Source organism: Paraburkholderia sp. RAU6.4a (genome assembly GCF_050435625.1).
Lineage (GTDB): Bacteria > Pseudomonadota > Gammaproteobacteria > Burkholderiales > Burkholderiaceae > Paraburkholderia > Paraburkholderia tuberum.
In genome coordinates, this window is record NZ_JBNDKQ010000002.1 from 1,073,340 (window position 1) to 1,097,216 (window position 23,877).

General features: G+C 62.9%; 27 protein-coding genes, 1 tRNA gene and 1 pseudogene. 10 read left to right on the plus strand and 19 right to left on the minus strand.

Annotated elements, in window-relative coordinates; genetic code table 11:
* Together OKW40_RS09615 and OKW40_RS09620 are read right to left on the minus strand one after the other, a co-directional pair.
* Entirely contained in the window at window positions 1–228 is a 228-nt protein-coding gene (locus OKW40_RS09615; protein ID WP_184069069.1) for a hypothetical protein, read from the minus strand.
* Entirely contained in the window at window positions 210–800 is a 591-nt protein-coding gene (locus OKW40_RS09620) for a hypothetical protein (RefSeq protein ID WP_429489465.1), read from the minus strand. The genes OKW40_RS09615 and OKW40_RS09620 overlap by 19 nt, the downstream gene beginning before the upstream one ends.
* A 20-nt stretch (window positions 801–820) precedes the next feature.
* Here OKW40_RS09620 and OKW40_RS09625 point away from each other — a divergent pair, with 20 nt between their 5' ends.
* The 3 genes from OKW40_RS09625 to OKW40_RS09635 all read left to right on the plus strand — a co-directional run bounded on the left by OKW40_RS09625 (window position 821) and on the right by OKW40_RS09635 (window position 2,446).
* Window positions 821–1,075: a tyrosine-type recombinase/integrase gene (locus tag OKW40_RS09625; RefSeq protein WP_311734944.1), complete on the plus strand. Its 255-nt coding sequence runs from the start codon at window positions 821–823 to the stop codon at window positions 1,073–1,075.
* Window positions 1,076–1,219: 144 nt separating this feature from the next.
* Window positions 1,220–1,762 carry an RIP homotypic interaction motif-containing protein gene (locus OKW40_RS09630; RefSeq protein WP_184069062.1) on the plus strand — a complete coding sequence of 181 codons (543 nt, stop codon included), beginning with the start codon at window positions 1,220–1,222 and terminating at the stop codon, window positions 1,760–1,762.
* A gap of 99 nt (window positions 1,763–1,861) precedes the next feature.
* Complete coding sequence (locus OKW40_RS09635; protein ID WP_184069059.1) at window positions 1,862–2,446, plus strand: hypothetical protein; 585 nt, start codon at window positions 1,862–1,864, stop codon at window positions 2,444–2,446.
* A 67-nt stretch (window positions 2,447–2,513) separates the two neighbouring features.
* Here the strand turns inward: OKW40_RS09635 and OKW40_RS09640 are convergent, their stop codons facing one another.
* The 3 genes from OKW40_RS09640 to OKW40_RS09650 all read right to left on the minus strand — a co-directional run bounded on the left by OKW40_RS09640 (window position 2,514) and on the right by OKW40_RS09650 (window position 3,313).
* Complete coding sequence (locus OKW40_RS09640) at window positions 2,514–2,792, minus strand: hypothetical protein (RefSeq protein ID WP_184069056.1); 279 nt, start codon at window positions 2,790–2,792, stop codon at window positions 2,514–2,516.
* An 18-nt stretch (window positions 2,793–2,810) separates the two neighbouring features.
* The gene (locus tag OKW40_RS09645; protein WP_184069053.1) at window positions 2,811–3,053 is read right to left on the minus strand and encodes a hypothetical protein; all 243 of its coding nucleotides are present in this window, start codon (window positions 3,051–3,053) and stop codon (window positions 2,811–2,813) included.
* A 71-nt stretch (window positions 3,054–3,124) separates the two neighbouring features.
* Window positions 3,125–3,313: a hypothetical protein gene (locus OKW40_RS09650; RefSeq protein ID WP_184069049.1), complete on the minus strand. Its 189-nt coding sequence runs from the start codon at window positions 3,311–3,313 to the stop codon at window positions 3,125–3,127.
* 114 nt (window positions 3,314–3,427) lie between these two features.
* On the opposite strand from OKW40_RS09650, the pseudogene OKW40_RS09655 reads away from it, so the two are divergent.
* Together OKW40_RS09655 and OKW40_RS09660 are read left to right on the plus strand one after the other, a co-directional pair.
* A pseudogene (locus tag OKW40_RS09655) lies at window positions 3,428–3,931 on the plus strand (phage terminase large subunit family protein); the annotation flags it as partial.
* 87 nt (window positions 3,932–4,018) lie between these two features.
* The gene (locus tag OKW40_RS09660; RefSeq protein WP_429491939.1) at window positions 4,019–4,513 is read left to right on the plus strand and encodes a terminase gpA endonuclease subunit; all 495 of its coding nucleotides are present in this window, start codon (window positions 4,019–4,021) and stop codon (window positions 4,511–4,513) included.
* Here OKW40_RS09660 and OKW40_RS09665 read toward each other — a convergent pair.
* Window positions 4,482–6,049 (minus strand): IS3 family transposase gene (locus tag OKW40_RS09665; protein WP_429489466.1). Its coding sequence is split into 2 segments (ribosomal slippage): window positions 4,482–5,611 and window positions 5,611–6,049, totalling 1,569 coding nucleotides; the frame shifts between segments, so codons are not numbered across the junction. The genes OKW40_RS09660 and OKW40_RS09665 overlap by 32 nt on opposite strands.
* Here OKW40_RS09665 and OKW40_RS09670 point away from each other — a divergent pair.
* The 5 genes from OKW40_RS09670 (at window position 6,028) to OKW40_RS09690 (ending at window position 8,507) form a co-directional block, all read left to right on the plus strand.
* Complete coding sequence (locus OKW40_RS09670; RefSeq protein ID WP_429489468.1) at window positions 6,028–6,573, plus strand: major capsid protein; 546 nt, start codon at window positions 6,028–6,030, stop codon at window positions 6,571–6,573. The two genes, OKW40_RS09665 and OKW40_RS09670, sit on opposite strands and share 22 nt — an antisense overlap.
* 3 nt (window positions 6,574–6,576) lie before the next feature.
* Window positions 6,577–6,897, plus strand: a complete 321-nt coding sequence (locus tag OKW40_RS09675) for a hypothetical protein (RefSeq protein ID WP_429489470.1) — start codon at window positions 6,577–6,579, stop codon at window positions 6,895–6,897.
* A gap of 12 nt (window positions 6,898–6,909) precedes the next feature.
* A complete protein-coding gene (locus OKW40_RS09680; protein WP_429489472.1) occupies window positions 6,910–7,260 on the plus strand; it encodes a head-tail joining protein in 351 nt (116 codons plus the stop codon).
* Window positions 7,261–7,279: 19 nt separating this feature from the next.
* Complete coding sequence (locus OKW40_RS09685) at window positions 7,280–7,933, plus strand: hypothetical protein (RefSeq protein WP_429489473.1); 654 nt, start codon at window positions 7,280–7,282, stop codon at window positions 7,931–7,933.
* A 79-nt stretch (window positions 7,934–8,012) separates the two neighbouring features.
* Window positions 8,013–8,507 (plus strand): hypothetical protein, encoded by a 495-nt coding sequence (locus OKW40_RS09690; RefSeq protein ID WP_184069089.1) that lies wholly within the window; start codon window positions 8,013–8,015, stop codon window positions 8,505–8,507.
* A gap of 194 nt (window positions 8,508–8,701) precedes the next feature.
* Here OKW40_RS09690 and OKW40_RS09695 read toward each other — a convergent pair.
* The 13 genes from OKW40_RS09695 to OKW40_RS09755 all read right to left on the minus strand — a co-directional run bounded on the left by OKW40_RS09695 (window position 8,702) and on the right by OKW40_RS09755 (window position 23,874).
* A tRNA-Met gene (locus OKW40_RS09695) sits at window positions 8,702–8,778 on the minus strand.
* 531 nt (window positions 8,779–9,309) lie between these two features.
* A complete protein-coding gene (locus OKW40_RS09700) occupies window positions 9,310–9,681 on the minus strand; it encodes a hypothetical protein (RefSeq protein WP_429489475.1) in 372 nt (123 codons plus the stop codon).
* Entirely contained in the window at window positions 9,678–12,863 is a 3,186-nt protein-coding gene (locus OKW40_RS09705) for a multidrug efflux RND transporter permease subunit (RefSeq protein WP_429489477.1), read from the minus strand. Before OKW40_RS09705 ends, OKW40_RS09700 begins: the two co-directional genes overlap by 4 nt.
* A gap of 7 nt (window positions 12,864–12,870) precedes the next feature.
* A complete protein-coding gene (locus OKW40_RS09710; protein WP_429489478.1) occupies window positions 12,871–13,434 on the minus strand; it encodes a GNAT family N-acetyltransferase in 564 nt (187 codons plus the stop codon).
* Window positions 13,431–13,952: a GNAT family N-acetyltransferase gene (locus OKW40_RS09715; RefSeq protein WP_429489480.1), complete on the minus strand. Its 522-nt coding sequence runs from the start codon at window positions 13,950–13,952 to the stop codon at window positions 13,431–13,433. The genes OKW40_RS09710 and OKW40_RS09715 overlap by 4 nt, the downstream gene beginning before the upstream one ends.
* 94 nt (window positions 13,953–14,046) lie before the next feature.
* On the minus strand, window positions 14,047–15,435 hold the full coding sequence (locus tag OKW40_RS09720) for a TldD/PmbA family protein (protein WP_429489482.1): 1,389 nt from the start codon (window positions 15,433–15,435) through the stop codon (window positions 14,047–14,049).
* Window positions 15,432–16,871, minus strand: coding sequence for a TldD/PmbA family protein (locus OKW40_RS09725; protein WP_429489484.1), 1,440 nt, complete (start codon window positions 16,869–16,871; stop codon window positions 15,432–15,434). The genes OKW40_RS09720 and OKW40_RS09725 overlap by 4 nt, the downstream gene beginning before the upstream one ends.
* Entirely contained in the window at window positions 16,868–18,514 is a 1,647-nt protein-coding gene (locus OKW40_RS09730) for an ABC transporter ATP-binding protein (RefSeq protein WP_429489486.1), read from the minus strand. The genes OKW40_RS09725 and OKW40_RS09730 overlap by 4 nt, the downstream gene beginning before the upstream one ends.
* On the minus strand, window positions 18,514–19,626 hold the full coding sequence (locus tag OKW40_RS09735; RefSeq protein WP_090800836.1) for an ABC transporter permease: 1,113 nt from the start codon (window positions 19,624–19,626) through the stop codon (window positions 18,514–18,516). The genes OKW40_RS09730 and OKW40_RS09735 overlap by 1 nt, the downstream gene beginning before the upstream one ends.
* On the minus strand, window positions 19,580–20,632 hold the full coding sequence (locus OKW40_RS09740; RefSeq protein ID WP_429405175.1) for a microcin C ABC transporter permease YejB: 1,053 nt from the start codon (window positions 20,630–20,632) through the stop codon (window positions 19,580–19,582). Before OKW40_RS09740 ends, OKW40_RS09735 begins: the two co-directional genes overlap by 47 nt.
* A gap of 7 nt (window positions 20,633–20,639) precedes the next feature.
* On the minus strand, window positions 20,640–22,472 hold the full coding sequence (locus OKW40_RS09745; protein ID WP_429491941.1) for an extracellular solute-binding protein: 1,833 nt from the start codon (window positions 22,470–22,472) through the stop codon (window positions 20,640–20,642).
* A gap of 242 nt (window positions 22,473–22,714) precedes the next feature.
* The gene (locus tag OKW40_RS09750) at window positions 22,715–23,458 is read right to left on the minus strand and encodes an energy transducer TonB (RefSeq protein WP_429489488.1); all 744 of its coding nucleotides are present in this window, start codon (window positions 23,456–23,458) and stop codon (window positions 22,715–22,717) included.
* Window positions 23,455–23,874 (minus strand): ExbD/TolR family protein, encoded by a 420-nt coding sequence (locus OKW40_RS09755; RefSeq protein ID WP_090800842.1) that lies wholly within the window; start codon window positions 23,872–23,874, stop codon window positions 23,455–23,457. Before OKW40_RS09755 ends, OKW40_RS09750 begins: the two co-directional genes overlap by 4 nt.
* Between the last annotated feature and the right edge of the window lie 3 nt (window positions 23,875–23,877).

Here is a 23,877-nt window from a genome sequence, read left to right on the forward strand (position 1 = left end):
TCATTCCCCGTCACCCGGTACAAAGTCGGCGATATCGCCAAAGTCCCCCGCGAGGCACGCCTCGAAAATGTCGCGACCGTGCTCGTGCGGATCGTCCGGCATGGCGATGAATGGCATGAAGTTGTCGAAACGCTCGAAGTGGACCTCGCAACGAATGCCGGTGTGTTCCGCGTCGGCCCATGCGGGATTCCTGGCAGCAACAATGTCCATCACGCGATCCTCGTCCATACGCACCAATAGTCGCCTGCAGCGGCCGCATTGCCGCTGCAGAGCCACGTTCCGGGGCGCCCCGGCAGCGCTGCAACCGTACCTTCCGGCGCGGACTGGCTGCTATCGCCTGCACGCACAATGAACGCTACCCACCCGATTCCATTTCCGCTGAGCGGTTGCAGGTTGGCCGGTGTCCATGCCCCTCCCACCTGACCCCGCAGATCGTTCACCGCGTTGTTCACGTTGTTGATGTTGTTTTGCAGGTTGCTGACGTTGCCCTGCAGCTCAGCCTCGAAGACCACGTTGCCCTCGTCGGTCTGGTCAACCGTGACACCCAGCCCGCTCCCGTTGGTTCGCCATCCGATATGGACCTTGTTCGCCCCCTGGCTCACGCCGCCGCCTTGCTCCACGGGCGTGAATCCGAGCGGCGCAGGCGTCCCGATCACGTCTTCATATCTGATAGAAACGGCGAGATGCGCGAGCGCCGCAAGCAGCGCCTGCGCGAGTTGATCGACCTTCGTATAGTCGGGCGATGCGCCGAGCGCGACGATGGCATTCGCGAGTGAATCCGGCGAGCCTATCCAGTGCATCAAAAAAATCGTTTGCCGCCGTGCTCAAGGCGGCGCGCATCGAAGCATTCCGCTGGCATGATCTGCGCCATACGTTTGCATCGTGGCTCGCACAAAGTGGCGTTGACCTCTATATCGTGCGCGATCTGCTCGGCCATGCGTCGCTCGAAATGACGATGCGTTACGCGCACCTCGCGCCGAACAACAAGTTACGCGCCGTCGCCGCGCTGCAACTCGGCGGGCCGCAGATGACCCAGATTACGCAGGTTGCGAGCGTGCCACGGCTTGCTGCGTAGGCGCTTCGACATGGCTGAAGTAACGCGTGCGCGCCGTCCAACGTAGGCGTTACTGCGTCTGTGCCAAATTTTCCTGGTCGCGCTCGCACCAAGGTTGAATGCTGATAAATTCATTGGTTCGCTAACAATCAATTTTTATGCCACATGAATAATCCATTCGCCCATATGCAAAACGATACGGTCTACGTTCAGTCTTCCGACGGGGAGCGGTTTGGGCCATATAAGACGGCGGTCGGTTCGAAGAACTCGACCCATGTTGCGAGTATTTACGACACGTCCTTCCAGGGCCGCGAAGGCTGGACATTGATTCGGATGTTGCCAGGCTTAGGCGAGGAAACATACTTGATTCTGGAGTCCAACTTCTCGCACGGACTGGCCGCTATCGGACCTCACTGGTCGCTTAAGCTGCGAAAGGATGCGTCGCTCCTGCACAAGTCTCAACCGAAGGCCGCACCGAACATCACAATCAACAATTCACAGGGCATCCAGATTGGCGATCATAACGTCCAGCACATTGCGGGCAGCCTTCAGGGCCTTGTACAGATGATCGAACAATCGTCGGCGGCACATGAAGAAAAGGAAGCGGCCAAAGGGCTCCTCGTGAAGTTGCTGGAAAGCCCGGTCGTTGCCAGTGTTCTCGGCGGTGTTACGACCGGGGTCATGGCATACCTGAAGAACCCTAACTGAGCTAAGGCCGGTGGCACAGGCTCCCAACTGTCGAAAGGCCCGCGCGAAGCGGGCTTTCTTTTGGGCCGTACAATGTCCCCACAAGTTACCGGGTTACTTATGAATTGGTTAACACCGCTTGCATCGCTACTTGGTGCCGTCGTTGGTGCCAGCGTTGGCGCGTCGCTAACACACTTTTTGATCGCGAGGCGTGAAGCGGCAAAAATCACACGTGATCTGAAATATCTTGCTCTTCGGATCGCCTTTCTACTAGAACACTTCACCGTAGCGTGTGCCAGTAGCTTGCTGGATGCAAAGAATTACGATGGTTCGAACGGCGCAATAGGAACGAAGCTGGAAAACTTGCCGGAACTCGCGGCCTTTCCCCTGGACGGCGACTACTCTGTGTTCGAAAGACCGCTACTCACCCAGGTTTTGTCGTTTCGCCTCAAAGTTGAATCCGCGAATCACTCCATTGCCTTCGAACAGAACCTAAGCGGCGAACGTGAGGCACACGGCGCTTGCCAGGCTGTTTGTTTGCGAATGGGTTTAGAAGCAAGCAAGCTAGCTGACGCGGTGAGAAATGCCTACCATCTCGCACCGTTCGAACTCGAAACTACTCTCTGGGACTACAAAGCATATTTGAAGCGCCAACGCGGGCTAAAGAGAACAATAGACCTCGCGAACAGCGCTACAGATGCCTAACGCATTGAAGCCTTGCGCCACAAGTAAAAGCCCGCGCGATGCAGGCTTTTTTTCGTGCGTGGCATGGCTAGCCGTTCGCCTGCGCCGCTCGCGCGCCTTTCTGCTCCAAGGCTATCCGCCGTTCCCATACGCGGGCACTGGCGGCTGTTATCACGATCTTGCGCCCGACGCGGATTTCGGCGGGTGTTCGCCCCTGGCGTTTCAACTCGAAGTAATGCGAACGGCTCAGGGCGTAGCGCTTGCAAAATTCGTCTATCGTTAGTGGTGGCGCGTCCTTCGGCGGCGTTTTCTTCGGCGGCGGCTTCACGGCGGGCGGGAAAACATCGGCACGCGCGGCGGCGTTCATGGTGGCCCCCGCGCATCTTCAATAGCCGCTACCGATCGCGAGCGGCGCCGAGGCATCGGTATCGAGGCATTCGGCGCAGTGCGTCGCCTCGATAACCACAACGCCGCCGCTCACGCCAGCCATGCAAGGCGTTTGCCCGCACGCTTCGCAATTCTTCCCCCAGTCGGGCCGCCACTCGATTACCTCTTCGCCGTCTTCGTCAGGCGAAGGCGGAACCCCCATGCGCAGTGTTTCGCGCAACTTTGCATTCCTCGAAGACATCGCAGATTCTCCAGCGCAGCGGCCGGACTCGCGCGCGAGGCGCGGCCCTGTATCGCTTCGCAACATGGTGACTACTCGCCGGCCTCGCTTTCGTCGGCTGCCTCGCTCGCGTCAAGCGTGGCCGGTACTTCGTGTTTGAGTAGCGCGGCGAGTTTCGCCGTTACCGCTTCCGTACGCGGATGCAACTGGGCCCGCGCATCGAATGCAACCGTGCCGCCTTCGCGCGGGGGCATCGCGATGCTTGCCGAACGTGACGCCATCGAACGCCAGATCGTCACGCGGCTTTGCGCCCGTGTGCAGGTTAAGGCGCATCGCGTGCCACGTTTGCGACCATCGCAACACGCCCAGATGTGGATGCCGTACACGCGTAAGCGGTGGGCTATTTCGCGCATCTCGATCCGTGCCCGATGCTGCTGCTACAACCGAAGGAAGACGCGGCGGAACAGTTTTCCAAAGAGCGTATCGCGCCGATGGTGCGCGCCACGCCTGTACTACGGGACCTGATCGGCACTCGCCGCATGCGCAACAGCGAGGAAACGCTTCTCTTCAAGTCGTTTCCGGGCGGGTTCCTTGCGCTGGCCGGTGCCGGTTCGCCTGATAACCTCGCGCGCCGCCCCGTGCGTGTCGTGCTCTCGGATGAAATCGACAAATACCCGCTGACGCGCGATGGCGAGCCGATCGCGCTGGCTGAAGAGCGCACCGCGACTTTCAGCAACTGGTTAAGCATTCGCGCGTGTTCGCCAACTATCTAAGAGCAAAGCCGCATCGCGAGCGCGTACAGTGAATCGGATCAACGGCGCGCGTCGGTGGTGTGCCCGCATTGCGGACATAGGCAGTTTCTTTCGTTCTTCGATCACGTCAAATGGTCCCGCGATCCGGCCGACGAATCGCGCCACCTGCCGAAGACCGCGCGCCGATTTACTGCGAGGCATGCGGGGCTGCGTGGAGTGAAACGCAGCGCCTGCGTGCGCTCGCTACCGTGCGCTGGCATCAGACCGCGCCTTACGTATGTTGCGGCTTGGCGCGCGAACCGCTCGAAGACTACAAGCGCGCATGGCGCGCTCGATGCGAACGCCGACCCCGCCGCGGCGATTTCGGCTGTGTGGGACTGGTGGGCGTCGGACCTGTACGCGGTCTATCGCGCACGGTGCCCGCAGTGTGGCGCGTGGGCGGTAGAGAACAGGCACGCAGGGGATACGGCCTCGAAACTCTACAGCCCGTGGGCGAAAGACCGGCCCGCCGAAATCGCCGCGAAATGGCTACGCGCGCGCGTAGACGAAACGCTTAAACAGGTGTGGTGGAACACCCAGGCCGGGCTACCGTACCGCGTGCGCGCGGGTAAGGAAGTCAAGCTCGAAGTACTCGCCGCGCGTGCGGAACGCTGGGCCGGTGAAGTGCCGGCGCGCGTCAAGCAAGTTGTCGCCTCACTCATGCAGCCAGAGGCTGTTTATTTGCGCTGATCGACGCCATCTCGACGACTGAGTCGCGTTCGGGGTTAAGCGTCACGGCACCAACCGGTGTCCAGTTGCGCGTGTGGCGTGACCAGCGGGCCGGATTGCGCTCGCGGGCCCTCTCGTACAGTGCATGCCGAGCGGCGAGAAGCGCACGATCGTCACCGGCGTGACGCTGCGCAGGCGTCACGTAGCGGATGCCACTATGACGATGCTCGAAGTTGTACCACTGCACGAAGCCGGCAGCCCAGGTGCGAGCAGCGTTCAGGTCCTCGAAGCCTGTGACCGGAAACTCCGGCCGGTACTTCGCGGTTCGGAACAGCGCCTCGGCATAGGCGTTGTCGTCGCTGACCCGGGGGCGCGAGTACGACGGCTTGATGCCCAGCCAGTGCAGCATCGCCAGCACGGTCGTGGCCTTCAGCGTCGCCCCGTTATCGCCGTGCAGCACCGGCCGGGCCTCAAGGGCGGCAATGCCTTCGGAGAGCGCCGTACGACGTACGAGATGAGCAGCGTGTTCGGCCGCGTCGCTGTCGTGCACCTCCCAGCCGACAATCTTGCGGCTGTACAGGTCCAGAATCAGGTACAGGTGGAACCATCGCCCTGTGACCGTTGCCGGCAAATAGGTCATGTCCCAGCACCACACCTGGCGCGGCGCGGTTGCAACGTGCGTGGTCGGCGGCCGGCCGCTCGGAGGAGTTCTGGCACGGCCACGGCGCCTCATCTGCCCATGCTCGCGCAGCACGCGTGCAAAGGTCGATTCGCTGGCGATATACACGCCTTCGTCAGCCAGCATCGGCACGATGCGCGCCGGTGGCATGTCGGCAAAGCGCGGCTCGCTGGCTACGCGCAGCACGTTTGCCCGCTCCTGCGGGCTCAAGGTGTGCGCGGGCAGCAGGCGCATCGCGCCGGGCCTGGCGTCGCCCTTGACGAGCCCTTGATTGGCCCTCCAGCGCTGCAGGGTACGCACGTCGATTCCGGCCACCTCGCAGGCCAGGCGCAACCGTGCGCCAGCCAGTCTTGCCGAATCGATTTCCCGGGCCAGGAACTGGCGATCTTCGAGGCCGATCATTCGTCCTCGCCCTTGTCCGTGTTGAAGATCGCCCCGAGTTTTTTTGACAGTACCAGCAATGCGGCTGCCTCGGCCAGTGCTTTCTCCTTGCGCCGCAGTTCGCGTTCCAGTTCCTTGATGCGACGCTGGTCCTGCTTCGTCTGCTGTGGACTCGCACGGGCCTCTTCGGGCTCGGCCAGCGCCTGCGTGGCCGCTTGCCGCCACTGCGCCAGTTCCTGCGGATACACGCCATGCTCGCGGCACCACGCATTGCGGGCCGTCTCGTCCATCGCTGCCGTGCTCAACACCGCTTCGAAACGCGCGGCCGCTGTCCAGGCCCGCTCGCGAGCGGGCATGGACAGCGCATCACTGCGCCAGCGCTCCAGCGTCTGCGCGCCCACACCGATCTCTCGCGCAACCTCTTCCACTGATGCGCTCTCCGGCGGCAGCAACCGCGCCACTGCCCTGTCCTTGAATGTCTTTCCGTAACGCGCCAACTTGTTCTCTCTTTATCGCCCCCAGATTCCAATTTTATCCAGGCGACAACCATTGTGACGCGGGGGGACAGGTCACAGACCTCATCTTTACGACCTCGCCGTGGGAATACTTCATTGCAGACGAACGCGTAAAAGCCGCCGTCTACTATCCGAAGCTTTCCGATTTCGGCAACGCGGTGGACCCCGGCGCGCGGATCACTACGGGCGCGGTGTACAAGGGCCGCTGGGGTCAATATTCGCTCTGGGTCTATAACGACTGGTACGTGGACGACAACGACGTGGAACAACCGATGTTGCCCGATGGGGTGGTCATCATGGCCGGTCCCGATTTGATGGGTACACGCGCATTCGGCCAGATCATTGACCCGAAATTCAATTATCAGGCGTTGCCCTACGCGCCGAAAATGTGGATTGCGGACGATCCGCCGCAGCGCTTCCTCATGATGCAGAGCGCGCCCATTGTCATTCCCTCGCGCGTCAATGCCGCGCTTTGTGCGACCGTATGCGCTGCCGAAGAGGACTGAGCCATGAACACTCCGAACACGACTTCGAAAGCCGGTGCGGGCGCGAGCGGCGCGCAGCCTCTGGCCGCAACGCAGGATAGCGCCAAAGGCGGCGCAACCGGAACGGTAACGGTTGCGCGCGGGCGCTTGATCCGCCACGACGGCAAGAGCTACACGGCGGGCCAGTCCGTCACGCTTGCGGCCGCAGACGTTGCGCGCCTTCGCGCGCGTGGCTTCATTGCGCCAGATCGTGACGCGACGCAGGCCGAAGACGAAGAGAAGGCACGCACGCAGGGGCCAACCTTCGAAAGCACGGACGGCCCTGCCGTAAAGACAAAGCGCTAACGGTTCGCCTCGATGTCGCTTGCCGTTCCCGATGACTTCGACGGCCATATCCTCTCGCCCCTGTTCGATCAATTCGCCGAAGGCGTCACCTATGCGCACGCGAGCGGCGAAACGCTCGCGATTAACGGCATCTTTGATGAAGCGTATCGCGAACTGATCCCGCAAGGCGACGTGCTCGCGTACACGACCGAACGCCCCATGTGTGGGGTGCGGCTCGTTGAATTCGGCGACTCGCCGCCGCAACAGGGCGACGCGCTCACAGTGGATCGAACGGGCAACGCGTACGAAGTGCAGGAAGTGAGACTCGATGAGCACGGCGCGGCAAAGCTCATGCTTAACTGGATCGACGCCGCCGCGTTGTAGCCGCTTTGTACCGCTCGCCATGCTTTACCGCTCGTTGCTGCGCGACATCGCGGCCGACGTGCTACGCCGCGCGCAGACCACCGCCGCCGATCGCGTGTACACGCCGCGCGACTGGCCTACAACCGCATGTTATCCGTGCATTCTCGTTGACTGCCTGAGCGACCGGAAGGAAGCGCTCGGACAGGAACCGCCCGCATTCACCGCAACAGCGACGCTCGACGTTACCGGCCGGGTGCAGGAAACCAGCGTGGCCGCCGCGCGCGATACCTGCGAGGCGCTATGCGACCAGATCGAATGCGCGTTACTGACCTGCCGCGATCTGCTCGCGTACATTCAACGTGTATCGACCATCGAAAGCACGATGGAGCTGAACGCTACCGGCCGCGTGCATATCGCCGATATGCGTATGGCGTTCGAACTCGAATATTTCATTACTTTCGATCCCTTCACCGATACGCCGCTCGCGCTGCAACGCGTCGCGGTGCCGCTTGAATCGCTCGGCATCCACGCCGACACCGTGACGCCCGCCGACCCCTCTGGCACCTATCCGAATCCGCCATTTTCTAACGCCGTGACACCCGCGCCGCGCATGCGCGGCCCCGATGGTCGCGACGAGGGAACGCTCGAAATCACGCCTCAAGCCCCGCCCGGCAGGAACCTCCGGCCCGTGTAGGTCCAGCGCACAGTCACCTTGCCGCTAGTTTGCCTGGCGCGTGCCATACTGAGGAAAGCACTCTCTGATGCGAGTTGCCATGCAAGACTGCCCCTTGAAAGATGATTTTCCCACCGGGTTTCATGAGGAACTCGGCGGCCTGCTCGTTGCGTGGGGCCGCGTCGAATATTTATTCAAGCTTTGCGGTAAGGATTTGTGCGGTGAGGGATTCACCGCAGGCATGCGCATCCAGATCGTCAAAGAGAAGAAATTCAATGATTTCTGTAAGCACTACGAGCCGCTCGCACAAGCCAAGCTTTCCGAGGAGCAAGCAAGCGTCTTTTCCGAGCTACTTGCTGAGGCACGCGAACTTCTGACCCTTCGCAATGACAACATCCATGCACTGTGGACCACAGACGACCGTGGTGAGCCGGTACGGCTGCGGCCCAAAAAAAATAAGCATAGGGACGATGTGGACTGGTTTAAAAACGTTGTGCCAGTTTGCCAAATCCGCGATACGCGCAAGCGGATTGAAAACTTGTTTCTGCGAATCGACAAAGAGCGGCGCACCTGGTCGATTCCGCGCGCGCACTAGCTATTCGATGGTGTAACAGAGAAATGCCGGGATGGGAGCCTTGGATCAACAGGCAACAAAAAACCCGCACAGGGCGGGTTCCAGTTTGATACGACTTCGCCTAAAATCAGCCGGTCTTGCCCTCAGTTTGCCCTAACGGTGAAACGGGGCAACGCACACGGGATACACAAACCGGCTGGAAGTCTTGATGCGTTTGGTTGCGGGGGTAGGATTTGAACCTACGACCTTCGGGTTATGAGCCCGACGAGCTGCCAGACTGCTCCACCCCGCGTCAGAGAGAAAAGAGTATATCGGATCGCTGACACAACGTCAAATGTTGGCGCGAAACAATGTTGGCGCGAAACACATATCGAGTGCGGTCGAGCAAGCGGCACATTCGCGCGGCGCGATGCGTCGCACGCGCTACGAAACATTGCAACGGCAAGTTGCACACGCCCCGCTCGCGCACGCGATAAGATGCGGGACTACCGCGAATCGGAGCAACTGGCCGGGACTTCATTCATCGAGCCTCGCCCGCGCGAACGCAACAACGCAAGAAGCTATCTTCATCGTTGAGCGGAACTTGATATGACGTATCCACCCGATGCAATTCTTGCTGCGCTGCCCGTGAAAACCTCTTTGCTCAAGTTGCGCAGGCATCGGCACCCATGCACGAGGAATCAACACGGCATTTAAATTCTTCTGCCGCGAGCACGGTCGCCCATGCTCATGCGTATTGCGCCATGAGTCGTCCCTTCGTGCTTCCAATCGATCATCTATTTGCGTAAGCGGGGATACCCGTTCACGCGATACACCATTTCTTTCAACCAAGACGGTCCATCTTGCTGCGCGCGGTGTGCGGCTTTCTGCTCGGACGAACGCATCTTCCTGCGGCGGGTGCCGATAGTTGCCACATCAGCGAGACCGCCATGACACTTCTATCTTTGGTCTCGCATCCTTCCAGGCGCGTCATCTCAGGTTCCCGGTATCGCGGCGCTTCGAAGGTCGCGGCTTCGCGCGCGAAGGGTTGAGCAACGCAATCGACCACGTCTTTAGCACGCTGCAACTGCATCGCGTAACGGCGAATTACCGGCCCGACAATCTGCGCAGCGCGCGACTCCTCGAGCGGCTCGGCTTCGAAAACGAAGGCCTCGCGCGTGCGTATCTGAAGATCGACGGCGCGTGAGCCGATCATGTGCTGACATCGCGAATCAACTCGCGCGACTGACGCCGATAGCCATGCAAGCGCCGCAGCGCGCCGCGCGGCCCTTGCTGCGCGACCACCGCCACCGCCTGAAACGCGACCGGCGCAAACACCAGCCCGAGCAAGGTCGCCGTCACGACGCCGCCAAACACGCCCGTACCGATCGACCGGCGGCTTTCCGCACCGCCGCCGCTCGCCAGCACCAGCGGCACGACGCCCAGCAGGAACGCCGACGACGTCATCACGATCGGGCGAAATCGCGCGCCCGCCGCGCGTATCACCGCGCGCGTCAGCGGCACGCCGCGTAGGCTCAGGTCGCGCGCGAATTGCACGATCAAAATCGCGTTTTTCGCGGACAAGCCGATCACTGTGATCATCCCAACCTTGAAGTAGACGTCGTTCGGCATGCCGCGCATCAGCATCGCCGCAATGGCGCCGACTACGCCAAGCGGTACGACCATCAACACCGCGAGCGGAATCGTCCAGCTTTCGTATAGTGCGGCCAGCGCCATGAACACCGCCAGCAGCGACAGTCCGAGCAGCAACGGCGTCTGCCGCGCCGCCGCGCGTTCTTCGCGCGCCGCATCGACCCAGTCGAACGCGATGCCCGCAGGCAAGCTCGCCGCGAGCCGCTCCATCGCCTCCATCGCCGCCCCCGAACTGACACCGCTCGCCGCACGGCCGTTAAGATCGAGCGACGGATAGCCGTTATAGCGCGTCAATGCGACTGGCCCGATGGTCCAGCGGCGCGTCGCAACCGACGACAGCGGCACCATCGCGCCCGACTGGTTCGGCACCGACAACGCCAGCAGATCGGTTTCCGTCATCCGCGTCGACGCATCGCCCGCCACCAGGACGCGGCGCATCCGGCCACCCGCCGGAAAATCGTCGACGTAGTACGAGCCAAAGGTGCTGCCGAGCACGTCCGCAATCCGGTCGAACGATACGCCGAGCGCGTACGCCTTCGCGCGGTCCACGTCGAGTTCGATACGCGGCGCGTCGGGCAGATCCTCGAAATGAATCGACGCCAGCGACGGATCGGCCTTCGCGCGCTCGGCAAGCTGGTCGCGGGCGGCCTTCAACGCGTCGCGGCCCAAGCCACCGCGATCTTCGAGCCGGAACGTGAAGCCGTCCGAATGCCCGACGCCCGGCACCGACGGCGGCAATTGCGCCTGCACGTTGCCGTCGAGAATCCGGCTGAACGACCGGTTCAACGTGTCGCGCAGCGTCATCGCATCAACGCCGCGCCGGCCCCAGTCTTTCAGCGTGACGAATGACATCGCTACGTTCTGTCCGCTGCCCTCGAAACTCCAGCCGATCACGCTTGTCACGTTCGCCACCGCCGTTTGCATGCGCAAAATCGACTCGGTCGTTTCGACGACGGCGAGCGTGCGCGCCTGCGTCGCGCCGGCCGGCAACTGGATCATCACCTGCAGCTGGCCCTGGTCTTCGACGGGCAGGAAGCCGCCCGGCATCCGCCAGTACAACGCGCCGCACAGCAGCAGCAATACGGCATACACCGCGAGCAGCGGCCCGACCCTGCGCATCGCGGCGGCCGTCATGGCCCGGTAGGCGCGCGACGCGCGATCAAAGCCCTGTTCGAAACGCGTCGAGAGGCGGGCGGCAACGCCACGCAAACCGCGTCGCGCGTCACGCTGACGGACCGATTGCGCAGGCGCGCTCAGCAGGTTCGCGCACAACGCGGGCGTCAACGACAGCGCCATGAAAGACGACACCAGCATCGACGCAATCATCGCGACCGCGAATTGCCGGTAAATCCCACCGACGCCGCCAGGAAAGAACGCCATCGGCACGAACACGGCGGTCAGCACCGCCGTCACGCCGACGATCGCGCCGCCGATCTGTTTCATCGCTTTCAATGTCGCGTCGCGCGGCGCCATGCCCTCCTCGTCCATCACGCGATGCACGCTCTCGACCACCACGATCGCGTCGTCGACCAGAATGCCGATCGCCAGCACGAGGCCGAACATCGTGAACACGTTGATCGACAAGCCGAATGCGTACATCGTGACAAACGCACCCATCAGCGTGACCGGAATCACCACTGTCGGCACCAGCGCGTAGCGCAGATCGCGCAGGAACAGCCACATCACGAGAAACACCAGCACGATCGCCTCGGCCAGCGTGATCAGCACTTCGCGAATCGCAACGTTGACGAAGCGCGCGCTATCGAACGGCACCTGAACCGCGACGCCCGGCGGCAAACGGTTCGCCAGTTCCGCGAGCCGCGCCCGAATCGCGTCCGATGTTTCGAGCGCGTTGCCGCGCGGCCCGAGTTGAATCCCGACCGTCGCCGACGGCTTGCCGTTCAGGCGCGACCAGAACGTATAGTTGTCGCGGCCGATCTCGACCCGCGCGACGTCGGCAAGCCGCACTGCCGAGCCGTCGGGGTGCGCTTTCAGCACGATCTGGCCGAATTCCTCCGGCGACAGCAACTGCCCTTTGATGTTCACCGACGCGCTCAGCTGCTGGCCATCCACCAGCGGCGCGTCGCCGAGTGTGCCTGCCGCGACGCTCGCGTTTTGCGCGGCAATCGCGGCGTTGACGTCGGACGCGGCGAGGCCGAATTCGCGCAGCTTCATCGGATCGAGCCAGACGCGCAACGCTTCGTCGGCGTCCCACAGTTGCGCGGAACCGACGCCCGGCGCGCGCTTCAGTTCGCGCATGATGTCGCGGCTGAGGATGTCGCTCAGTTGCGCGGAATCGCGCGTGCCATCGGTGGATGTCAGCGCGACCAGCATCAGGAACGTGTTGGCGGCTTTGAAAACGCTGATACCCTGCTGCACCACCTGTTGCGGCAAACGCGGCTCGACCTGCTTGAGCCGGTTCTGCACGTCCATCATCGCGATATCGGGGTTGGTGCCGGGCGCGAAGGTCGCCGCGATTTCAAGGTTGCCGAGGCCGTCGCTGGCGGTTTCGTAGTAAAGCATCCCGTCGGCACCGTCGAGACTTTCTTCGATGATGCTGCCAACGTTCGCATCCACGGCTTCCGTCGATGCACCCGGATAGACGGCATCGATCACGATACGCGGCGGCGCAAGTCGTGGATATTGCGCGACCGGCAGTTGCGTCAACGCGAGCGCGCCCGCGATGATTACCGCAAGCGCCAGAATCCACGCAAAGACAGGTCGGTCGACAAAAAAGGCGGCCAAGGCATGCTCACGCGTGTGGGTTCGGTGCGAGCGCGACCGGCGAAGCGAACACCGGCGCATCGGCGAAACGGGCCATATGGAATGCATCGACCAGCTTGCCGTCGCGCATCGCGAACGCCGGCGAGCGTCCTTCCTCGACGAAACCGAAGCGCTGGTACAGAGCGATCGCGCGGTGGTTGTCGACGAACACGGTCAACTCCAGCCGACGCAGGCCGAGCAGCGTATCCGCGCACTCGACGGCCGCCGCGAGCAGCGCCGTGCCGACGCCGCGCCCGACGTAATCGTCATGCACGCAGAGACCGATTCCCGCGCAATGCGCCATCCGGTGCATGCGCGGCAACACGTCGATCATCCCGACCACGCGAGCGCCCGCCTGCGCGCACAGTCCGAGCGTGTTCGCGGGCATTTTTTCGAGCCAGCTTCCGACCGTCGCGTTCGAGCGATACGGCGTCTGCAACGTGCCATGCCGCGCGCCGGGGCAGTTCATCAACGAAGTGATCGCGTCGAGGTCGGACACTTCGCGGGCGCGGATAATCACATGCGCCGTGTCGGGTTTCAACGAGACGTTCATACGGCCGCCTCGATTTCCGCTTGCAGATGACCCATCGGCGCGCGTAAGCGGCCCATGAACACCGAGTCGATCAGCCTGCCGTCGCGCAGCACGGCGCCGCGAAAGGTCGCTTCGTGCGAAAAACCGAACTTGCGATACAGCGCAATCGCGCGATGGTTGTCGGCGAACACGTTCAGCTCGAGACGGCGCAGCCCGTACCAGTTGTCGGCGGCATCGATCAGTTCGGCCATCAGCCGCGTGCCGACGCCCTTGCCCTGCCAGTCGTCGTGCACGCTGATACCCAGCCAGCCGCTATGCGCGCGACGCAGCCCGCCCGGATGCAGATCGGCCGCGCCGACCAGCGTATCGCCCACCAGCGCTGCAATCGCCATCGACGGCGCCGCGAGCTTCGCGAGCCAGCCTTGAGTCTGCTGCAAGGTCGGATACGGACGCATCGGATTCTGGCGCATCACACCGGGGCATGAATGCAGCGCGTGGAGTTGCGCGGCGTCGTCCGGATGCAGCGGCCGAATGCTCATCTCGACCGGTTCGGTCCCGAACCGCGTCGTGCTCTCAAATATTGTCGTTGGTTCTGTCATTGTTATGGCGTTCAGTCTGTCATCGGAAACTCACTCACAGCGTCAGTTCGAACGAGCGTGCCAGCAAGCCGGGTAGTTTCCAGCCGCCGGTCTGCCGCTCGCCCCACGTTCCATCGTTCAGCAGCAGTTCCGGCTGGGCGTCGAGACGTTCGAGTTCGCTCGACAGCAAACGGTACAGGCTGTCGTCGAAACGCATCGCGTCGACCGGCGCGACGATCTGGCCGCGTTCGACCCAGAACGTCGCGAAACGCGTCATGCCGGTCAACCGGCAATTCATCCGGTCAGAAAAATTCACGTACCAGAGATTGCCGACATACAGCCCGGTATCGAGTGCGGCAAGGATATCGGCGGCGTCGAGATCGCCGCCAGCCATCGCCAGCGACTCGGGCGTTTCGCTGGCGAGCGCGCCGTTCGGCGTCAATCCGTATTCGCGCGCGCTACGGGCGTTGGTCAGTTGCCCGGCGTTGCGGCCGTCGTGAATCAACGGCACGCTGTCGCGCTGATAACCGTCTTCGTTGAAGCGCGGCGTGATATTCAGGCTCAGGTCTTCGGTCATCGACACGCGCGGATCGAGCGCGGCTTCGCCGCTGTGCAGCCGGTAAAACGGGCTGCGCGCGGTGGCGTTCGCGCGCGCGGAAAACCCGCCCCACGACGCCGTGCCGACCAGTTCCAGCATCGCCGACGGCGCCAAATACGTGCGATACCGCCCCGGCGACAACGCGCGCGGCGTGTGTCCAAGCACCGGCAAACGTGCGGCGGCCTGTTCGACCTTCGCGGCGAACACGCTGTCGTCCCAGTGGTCGCCGGTGTACGTGCTTTTGATCGCACGGCCGCTCGGGTCGTACAACGACCAGCTAAAGCTGAAGTTGCTGACTTCGTACCAGCCGCGACTGCCGCGCGACGACGAGAAGCCGCGCACCATCGAGCCACCTGCATAGAAGCCGACGAAATCGAGTCCGCGCGCGCTTTCGGTGGCGATCCGCAACAGTGCGTCGGGCGCGGGCAGCTTGCCGCTGCGGCGCGTCGATTGGGTCCATTGGGTGGCGTCGTACAACAGATGCGGGTCGTCGGGCGCATCGCGCAAGCCGTCGCGCAACGTATTCAGCGCATCGGCGATATCGCGCAGGTCCGTCGCTGGATCGCCGCATACCGTGAAGCTCGAATACGCCTGCCTGGCGCCGTCGATCAGGCGGACGGTCAGCTTGCCTTGCGACACCTGGCCGATCTGCCGAACCTTGCCACCGTTGAAGCGGATAAAGTCGGATTGCTCCGCCGACAGCCGAGTCAACGCCACTTCGTCGCCGCTGAGCAACGTGTCGATCGCATCGGCGAGCAGCGCGAAATGCGCGTGCCAATCCGGCGACTGCGCGTTCGAGGCGAAATCGAAGCCGCTCGATGCATTGACTGCATGGGTTGTAGTCATTGCGCGCCTCCGAATACATCGACATGCGTGAACACGCACGGCGGCGACGCATGGCCGACGCGCACCAGTTGCACCGGTTCGCCTTTGCCGCACATCGACGTGCCGAACACTTCGCGCGTGCCGGCATTGCCGACCGCGCTCAGACTGCGCCAGAAATTCGCGGATATGCCGCGATAATTCGGTTGCCTGACGATTTGCGTGAGCTTGCCGTTTTCGATCAACTGGCCGAACTCGCAGCCGAATTGAAACTTGTTGCGGTGATCGTCGATCGACCACGACGTATTGGTGCGCATCAGGATGCCGTGTTCGATGCCGGAAATCATTTCGCCCAGCGTGCTGGTTCCCGGTTCGATATTCAGGTTCGCCATCCGGTCGATCGGCGCGCGATTCCAGCTCGACGCACGCGAATTCGCGACGCCCGCCATCTTTGCGCGCTGTTGCGACAGCGCGCCACCGAGCGGACGTTCGAGCACGCCATCGCGAATCAGATACTGTTTGCGCGCTTCAGTGCCGTCGTCGTCGAATGCGTACGACGCGGCTTGTTCGCGCAACGACGGATCGAATGTCACGTTGAGCAGTTCCGAGCCGTAACGGTAAGTGCCGAACATCTCCGGCTTCACGAAACTCCATCCGGCGAAGTTGCGTTCGTCGCCGAGAATCCGGTCGAGTTCGAGCGGATGCCCGATCGATTCGTGAATCTGCAACATCATCTGATCGGGCATCAGCAGCAGGTCGCGCGGACCAGACGGACAGTTCGGCGCGGCCAGCAAGGTCAGCGCGTCGGTGGCGAGCCGCACGCCTGCGCCGTCGAACGCGTAGCGGTCCAGCACTTCGACGCCGCCTTGCGCGAGCGTGCCGTAATTGCCGCCGAGCGTGCGCACTTGCGTGTCGCCGTTCGCGTGCGCCGCGACGCTCATTTCCGGCATCACGAGGCAAAAGCGCTGGTCGATTCGCGCGCCGTCGCTGGTCAGATAAACCTGTTCGGTGCGCGTGATCTGCACGGATGCCGTGCGCTCGACGATCCGGTCGTCGATTTTCGCGGCGGCGCATTCGTGCGCGAGACGCGCGAGCCATTCGCCGCGCGTCGGCAGCGGCTGGTCGGCATTGGGCGAGACATACGCGCCGCTGAGCGCTTCGCGCGACACCGCGCGATGGTCGATCAGCGATGCGCCGGCGCTCGCCAGCGCACGTTGCGTCGCGATATCGAGCGCAGCCTGCAAGCCCGCGATGGACAGATCCGTGGTTGCCGCATAGCCCGCGCCCGCGCCGGCCCACGCGGTCAGCATGGCGCCGCGTTCGCGCTGCGTGCGCAGCGGCTGCGCGACGTCGTTGCGCACTTCGTGGTCGTCGATCTGTTCATCGACAATCCGTAAGGACCAGAACGCCGCATTGCTCTTCAACGCACGGGCGGCCTGCGTCCAGCGCGATTCACTCATTGCAGCACCTCGGGTTCGTCGTGCTCCGGCGCGATCATCGACGCGGCGAGCAACGACTGCGTATAAGGATGTGACGGCGCATGCAGCACGTCGGGCGTGTCTCCCGCCTCGACCACGCGGCCGTTCTTCATCACGATCACGCGATGCGCCATCGCACGCATCACCGCCAGATCATGGGTGATCAATAGATAGCTTAACCGGTACTTCTTCTGCAAGCCCGCCAACAACTTAAGCACCTGTTGCTGGATCGACACATCGAGCGCGCTGGTCGGCTCGTCGAGAATCAGCACTTCCGGTTCGACCGCCAACGCACGCGCGATCGCTATGCGCTGCCGCTGCCCGCCGGAAAACTCGTGCGGATAGCGCAGCATCGATTCTTGCGGCATGCCCACTTCTTCGAGCATCGTCCCCACCCGCGCGCGGCGCGTGCGCGCGTCGATTTCCGGCCGGTGCACCTCGATCCATTCCCCGACGATCTGCTCGACCGTCATACGCGGCGATAGCGACCCGAACGGGTCCTGAAACACCACCTGCATCCGCGAGTACAACGCGCGGCGCGAGTTCGCGCCACGCAAAGCCGACAACGGCGCGCCGTCGATATGGATATGACCGGCGGCGGGCCGTTGCAGACCGAGCAGCGTCGCCGCCAGCGTCGATTTTCCGGAGCCCGATTCGCCGACCACGCCGAGCGTCTCACCGCGACGCAGCGTCAGATCGATGTCGTGCACTGCGCGAAAGGTCGAACCGCTGAACAGCGAGCGCCAGCCTTTCGCGGCCGTCCGGTAATCGACCGCGAGGCCTTGCACCTCGAGCACCCGACGCGCGTGCGGTTCGATCGGCTCGATCTCGCGATGCGGTTCGCTGTCGAGCAATCGCTGCGTGTAAGGATGCTGCGGCACTGCGAACAGCGCCTCGGTCGTATTGGTTTCGACCAGCACACCCTTTTCCATTACCGCCACGCGTTGGGCGAAGCGGCGCACGAGATTCAGGTCGTGCGTGATCAGCAGCACCGCCATGCCGCGATCGGCGGCTTCCTGTTCCTGCAACTCGATCAGCAGATCGACGATCTGCTGACGCACGGTGACGTCGAGCGCGGTAGTGGGTTCGTCGGCGAGCAGCAGGCGCGGACGGCACGCGAGCGCCATCGCGATCATCGCGCGCTGGCGTTGTCCGCCGGATAGTTGATGCGGGTAGCTGTCGATCCGCCGTTCCGGCTCGGGAATGCCGGTACGGCGCAGCAGTTCGATGCCGCGGGCGCGCGCCGCGTTCGACCACAAACCCTCGTGCAGACGCAGGCTTTCGGCGATCTGCTGACCGATCGTGAACAGCGGATTGAGCGCGGTCATCGGCTCCTGAAACACCATCGCGACGTCGGCGCCGCGAATCCCGCGCATCTGCTGCTCGGTTTTCTGCAATAGATCGACGCCGTCGAGACGGATCTGGCCGCTGGTCTGCGCATGTTCGACGAGGCGCAGGATCGACAGCGCCGTGACGCTCTTGCCCGAACCGGATTCGCCGACCAGCGCAACCCGCTCGCCGCGCCCGATCGTCAGATTCAGTTCGCGAACCGCGACCTTGTCGCCGAAACGGATCGAGAACGTGTCGATTTCCAGCAAAGGCTTGTGCAACGTCGCGTCGCTCATCACTTCCTCCCGCCGAACGCCGACCCGCGTGAACGGGCGTCGAGCGCATTGCGCAACGCGTCGCCCATGAACGTCAGCAGCAACAACGTGATCACCAGCGCGGCAAACGCAGATACCGAAATCCACCATGCGTCGAGGTTGTTCTTGCCCTCCTGAAGCAGTTCGCCCAGGCTCGGCGTGGGCGGTGCGACACCCAGCCCCAGAAAGTCCAGACTCGTCAGCGACAGAATCGCGGCGCTCATCCGGAACGGCAGGAAGGTGATCACCGGCGTCATGCTGTTCGGCAGCAGATGACGCCAGATGATCTGCCAGTTGCTCAAACCCATCGTGCGCGCGGCGCGAACGTAATCGAGCGAACGGTTGCGCAGGAATTCGGCGCGCACATAGTCGGACAACACCAGCCAGCCGAACATCGACAGCAGGATAAACAGCAGCCACAAACTCGGCTCGAAGATCGACGCGAAGATGATCAGCAGATACAGGTCCGGCATCGAACTCCATACTTCGATCAGGCGCTGCCCGATCAGGTCGGTGCGGCCGCCATAAAAGCCTTGCAACGCACCCGCCAGCACGCCCAGCACGATACCCGACACCGTCAGCGCAAGCGCCATCAACACCGACAGCCTGAAGCCGTACAGCAATCGCGACAGCACGTCGCGGCCGTATTGATCGGTGCCGAGCCAGTTGGTCGCGGACGGCGACGCCGGAAACGGCCGCGTCGCGAAGTAATCGATCGTGTCGTAGTGGTAGTGATTCGGCGGGTAGATCGCGAAGTTGCCTTTCTCCGTCAACTGCTTGCGGATAAACGGATCGAGATAGTTCGCGCGGGTCGGAAAATCGCCGCCGAACATCGTTTCCGGATAGTCCTTCACGATCGGAAAATAGTCATGGCCGTCGTAACGGACCATCAGCGGCCGGTCATTCGCGAGCACTTCGCCGAGCAGGCTCAGCACGAACAGCGTCGCGAACACGATCAGGCTCCAGTAACCGAGCTTCTGCCGGCGGAAACGCTGCCATACGCGTCGCCCGGGCGACACGGACACCGGCAACGCGCCGGGCGGCAGCTTATCGGTCCAGGCTGTTGAACTGGATGCGGGGGTCGACGAGGACATAGCAGACGTCAGCAATGAGTTTGGTCACGAGACCAATCAGCGTGAACAGGAACAGCGAACCCAGCACGACCGGATAGTCGCGGCGGATCACCGAGTCATAAGACAGTTGGCCCATGCCGTCGAGCGAAAACAGCGTTTCGATCAGCAGGTTGCCGTTCAGGAAGGCGCCGATAAACGCGGCGGGCAACCCGGTCAGCAGCGGAATCGCGGCGTTGCGCAATACGTGCTTCCACAGCACGTCACGCTTGGGCGCGCCTTTCGCCCGCGCGGTCAGCACGTATTGACGACCAATCTCTTCGAGAAACGTATTTTTGGTCAGGATCGTGACGATCGCGAAGTTGCCCACCACCGACGCCGTCACCGGCAACACGATGTGCCATAGATAATCGAGCACCTTGCCGAACGCACTGAGTTCGTCGAAGTTATCGGACGTGAGGCCGCGCATCGGGAAGATCTGCCAGAACGTGCCGCCGCCAAACAGCATCAGCAGCAGCACGCCGAACACGAAGCCCGGAATCGCGTAGCCGGTCAGCACCATCACGCTGGTGGCGGTGTCGAAGCGCGAGCCGTTGCGCACCGCTTTCGCGATCCCGAGCGGCACCGACACGATGTAGGTCAGCACGACCGTCCATAACCCGAGCGTGATCGACACCGGCAGTTTCGAGCGGATCACCGCCCATACGCTCTGATGGTGATAGTAGGACTGGCCGAGATCGAAACGCGCGTAGTCCCTCAGCATCTTCAGATAGCGCGTCAGCGGCGGTTTGTCGAAGCCGAACTGCTTCTTGATCTGCTCGATCTGCTGCGGATCGACGCCCTGGCTGCCGTGATACGCGTTGCCGCCGCCTCCGCCTTCGCCGCCGCGCTGCTGGCCGTGACGCAACTGCGTCATCATCTGTTCGACCGGGCCGCCCGGCACGAACTGCGTCACGAAGAAAGTCAGCGTAACGACGCCGATCAGCGTCGGGATCATCAGCAGCAGACGTTTGACGATGTAGATAAACATAAGCCCCTCACTTCGCCTCGGCGGTATTGGCCGCAGCGGACGGCGTCTTGCGATACCAGTAGCTGACGATCCAGTCCTCGCCCTGGAAACTGACGGGCGTCACCGACGGGTAGCCGAGGGCGCTTTTGTACGCGATCCGCGTGTCCGGCGCGAAATATTCGGGCACCAGGTAATAGCCGTTGATCAGCACGCGGTCGAGCGCATGGGTCGCGGTTTCGAGTTCGTTCAGCGTGCTCGCGCGCATCACCGCGCGCACCAGCGCGTCGACCGCCGGCGACCTCACGCCCGGATAGTTTTCCGAGCCGACCTGCGATGCCGATGCGCTGCTGAAACGACGCTCCAGTTCTGAACCGGGAATCGTCACGCGCACATAGATGAACGTCGTCATATCGAACTCGAAGTTGTCGATCCGCTTCTGATACAACGCACTATCTATCTCGCGCATATGCGCATCGATGCCGAGCAGTTGCAGGTTGCGCATATACGCCAGCAGTACGCGATCCATGCCAGGCTGATCGTCGATGATTTCGATCGACATCGGGTTGCCGTGCGCGTCGCGCAACTGGCCGTCGCGCACCGTCCAACCCGCTTCGGCGAGCAGGCCGCGCGCTTCGCGCAGGTTCTCGCGCAACGTGTGCGGCGCAATCGTGTCGGCCTGCCTGACCATTGGACCGAACACGGCCGCCGGCAAACTCGCGCGATACGGCTCGAGCAGCGCGAGTTCGGCATCGGTGGGCGCGCCTTGCGCGGCGAACGGGCTATCGTCGAAGTAGCTGTTGGTGCGCCGGTACTGGCCGTAGAAGGTCATCCGGTTCAGCCAGTCGTAGTCGAACGCGAGTGCAAGGGCATGCCGCACCCGCACATCCGAAAACATCGGCCTGCGCGTGTTGAACATCAGCCCCTGCATCTGCGCGCCGTGATCCGGAAAGAGTTTGCGCTGCAACGCGCCGTTATCGAAGTTCTTGCCGATATAACGGCGCGCCCATTGCATCGAACTGTATTCGACCATCACGTCGGTATCGAGCGCTTTCAGCGACTCGAGCTGCGTGTAATGATCGTGATAGAGCTTGAACGCGACGCGCGCGAAATGGTACATGCCGCGCCGCGACGGCAAATCGGCGGCCCAGTAAGCCGGATTGCGACGGTAGACGATCTGCGTATCGTTCTTGCGCTGCTCGATCAGATACGGGCCGCTCGACACCGGCGGCACGTTGGTCAACTGATCGAACGCGATGCGCGTGCCGTTGGCTTGCATTGCCCACTTGCGCGAGAAAACCGGCAGGTCGCCTGCGATCAACGGCGCGTCGCGTTCCACGTGCCTGAAGTCGAAGCGCACCCGCGACGGGTCGAGCACCGTGGCGCGGCTGATCACCGCGAACTGCGAGTTGAACAGCGGCGATGCCTGCGGGCTGGTCAGCGTATCGAACGAATACTTGACGTCGTCGGCGGTGATCGGATCGCCGTTCGAAAAGCGCGCTCGCGGGTCGATATGAAACACCGCTGATTTGCCATCCGGCGCCACCTCGACGTCGTCGGCGATCAACGCGTATTCCGACGCGAGTTCGTCCCAGCTGCGCTGCATCAGCGTATCGAACATCAGATGCAGGATGTCCGGCGCCGGCGCACCACGCGTCAGGAACGGATTCAGCGAATCGTAGCTTTGCCTTTCGTCGTAGTTCTGGAAAACCAGTGTGCCATCGGTCGGCGCATTCGGGTCCGCGTAATCGAAATGCGTGAACCCGGACGGATACTTCGGCGCGTCGTACTGCGCGATCGACGCCCTCGCCAACGCGGGCGCGGTCGTCAACGGCACGACCAGCAGCCCCGCGACGAGCGTCATCGCAACCCGCGCCGCGAACGCCGTAACGACGCGCGCGCGCGGGCCTCGAAACCTGTCGGTTGTCATCATGCGTGTCTGGACGCGCATCGGCTCGTAGCCGACGCGCGATGCTTCGAAACCGCGCGGGCGGCGGCGGGTAGCCACCGCTCGCGCGGTTCCGGGTTGAAGGCCGGATGGGTAAATTGCGAAGGCCGGAAGTTCGCGTCGAAGCTGAGCTTATTCGTCGTCGTTACTCGTCGTGGTTACTCGTCGTCGGACGGTGTGGTCTTGAACGAGAACTGAACTTCGCCGACATACGGCTCGGCATTCTTCTCGCACTTGTACGCCTTGCCTGCGGCAATCACGGCTTCGTTGAACACCGACGTCGGCGGCGTGACGCGCATGATCTTCACGTCGCTGACCTTGCCGTCCGTACCGATCGTCAGATGCGCGATCACGTCCGCCGAAATACCGTCCGTCAATGCCTTGCGCGGAATCACCGGCTGCACCGACTGACAATGACCGCGGCCGTCCACCACGCCATGCAGCGCGGGCGGCGCCGGCGGCGCGGCCGGTGCCGGAGCGGGTGCCGGCGCAGGCGTCGGCGAGGCGATCGCCGGAGCGTTCGGAGCCGGATTCGCCGTGGGCTGGATCACCGGCTGCGGCGTCGGTCGCGGCGGCGGCGGCGTCGGGGTCGGCTTCGGTATTTCGTGCTTCGGCTGCGCTTTGGGCGGCGCCGGCGGCGGCTCCAGCTTCTTCACCTCGGGCGGCGGCGGTGGCGGAGGCGGCGGCGCAATCTGCACGCGCATCTCCTTCGGCGGCGGAGGCGGCGGCGGCTGGAACTTCATGTGCGACACGCCCAGAATCACCAGCGCCTCGACCACCACCGCAACGCCGATCGCCAGCTTCATGGGCATGCGACCGTGATGCGCCGGCGTCGTCGATGCCCAGAGTGCACCGTGCAGGCGGTTTTGCGGATCTTTCATGTCGATGGCCGGTGAACTCATGTCGTCGGGTTCGTGGCCAATGCAACCGAACTGATGCCCGCCGCGCGCACCAGGTCCATCACCTTGACGATATTCTTGTAGCTCGTGCCTTCGTCGCCGGCAATCGCGACATCTACTTTCTTCGAGTCGTGAACCAGACCTTGCAGACGCGCGGTCAGTTCGTCGGGCGTCACGGGCTTCGAATCCAGATAGATTTCATCCGTCTTCGTCACGCCGATCGATAGCTTGACGGTCTGCTGCAACTGCTCGGCGGTGCTCGATTGCGGCAGGTCGAGCTTGATGCCTGTGCCCTGGATCATCTTCAGCGTCGCGAGCATGAAGAACACCAGCAGGAACATCATGATGTCGATCATCGGGATGATCTCGATGCGCGCTTTCTCTTCACCGCCGAGGTAATGGCTGCGATGGTTTCGCATGGT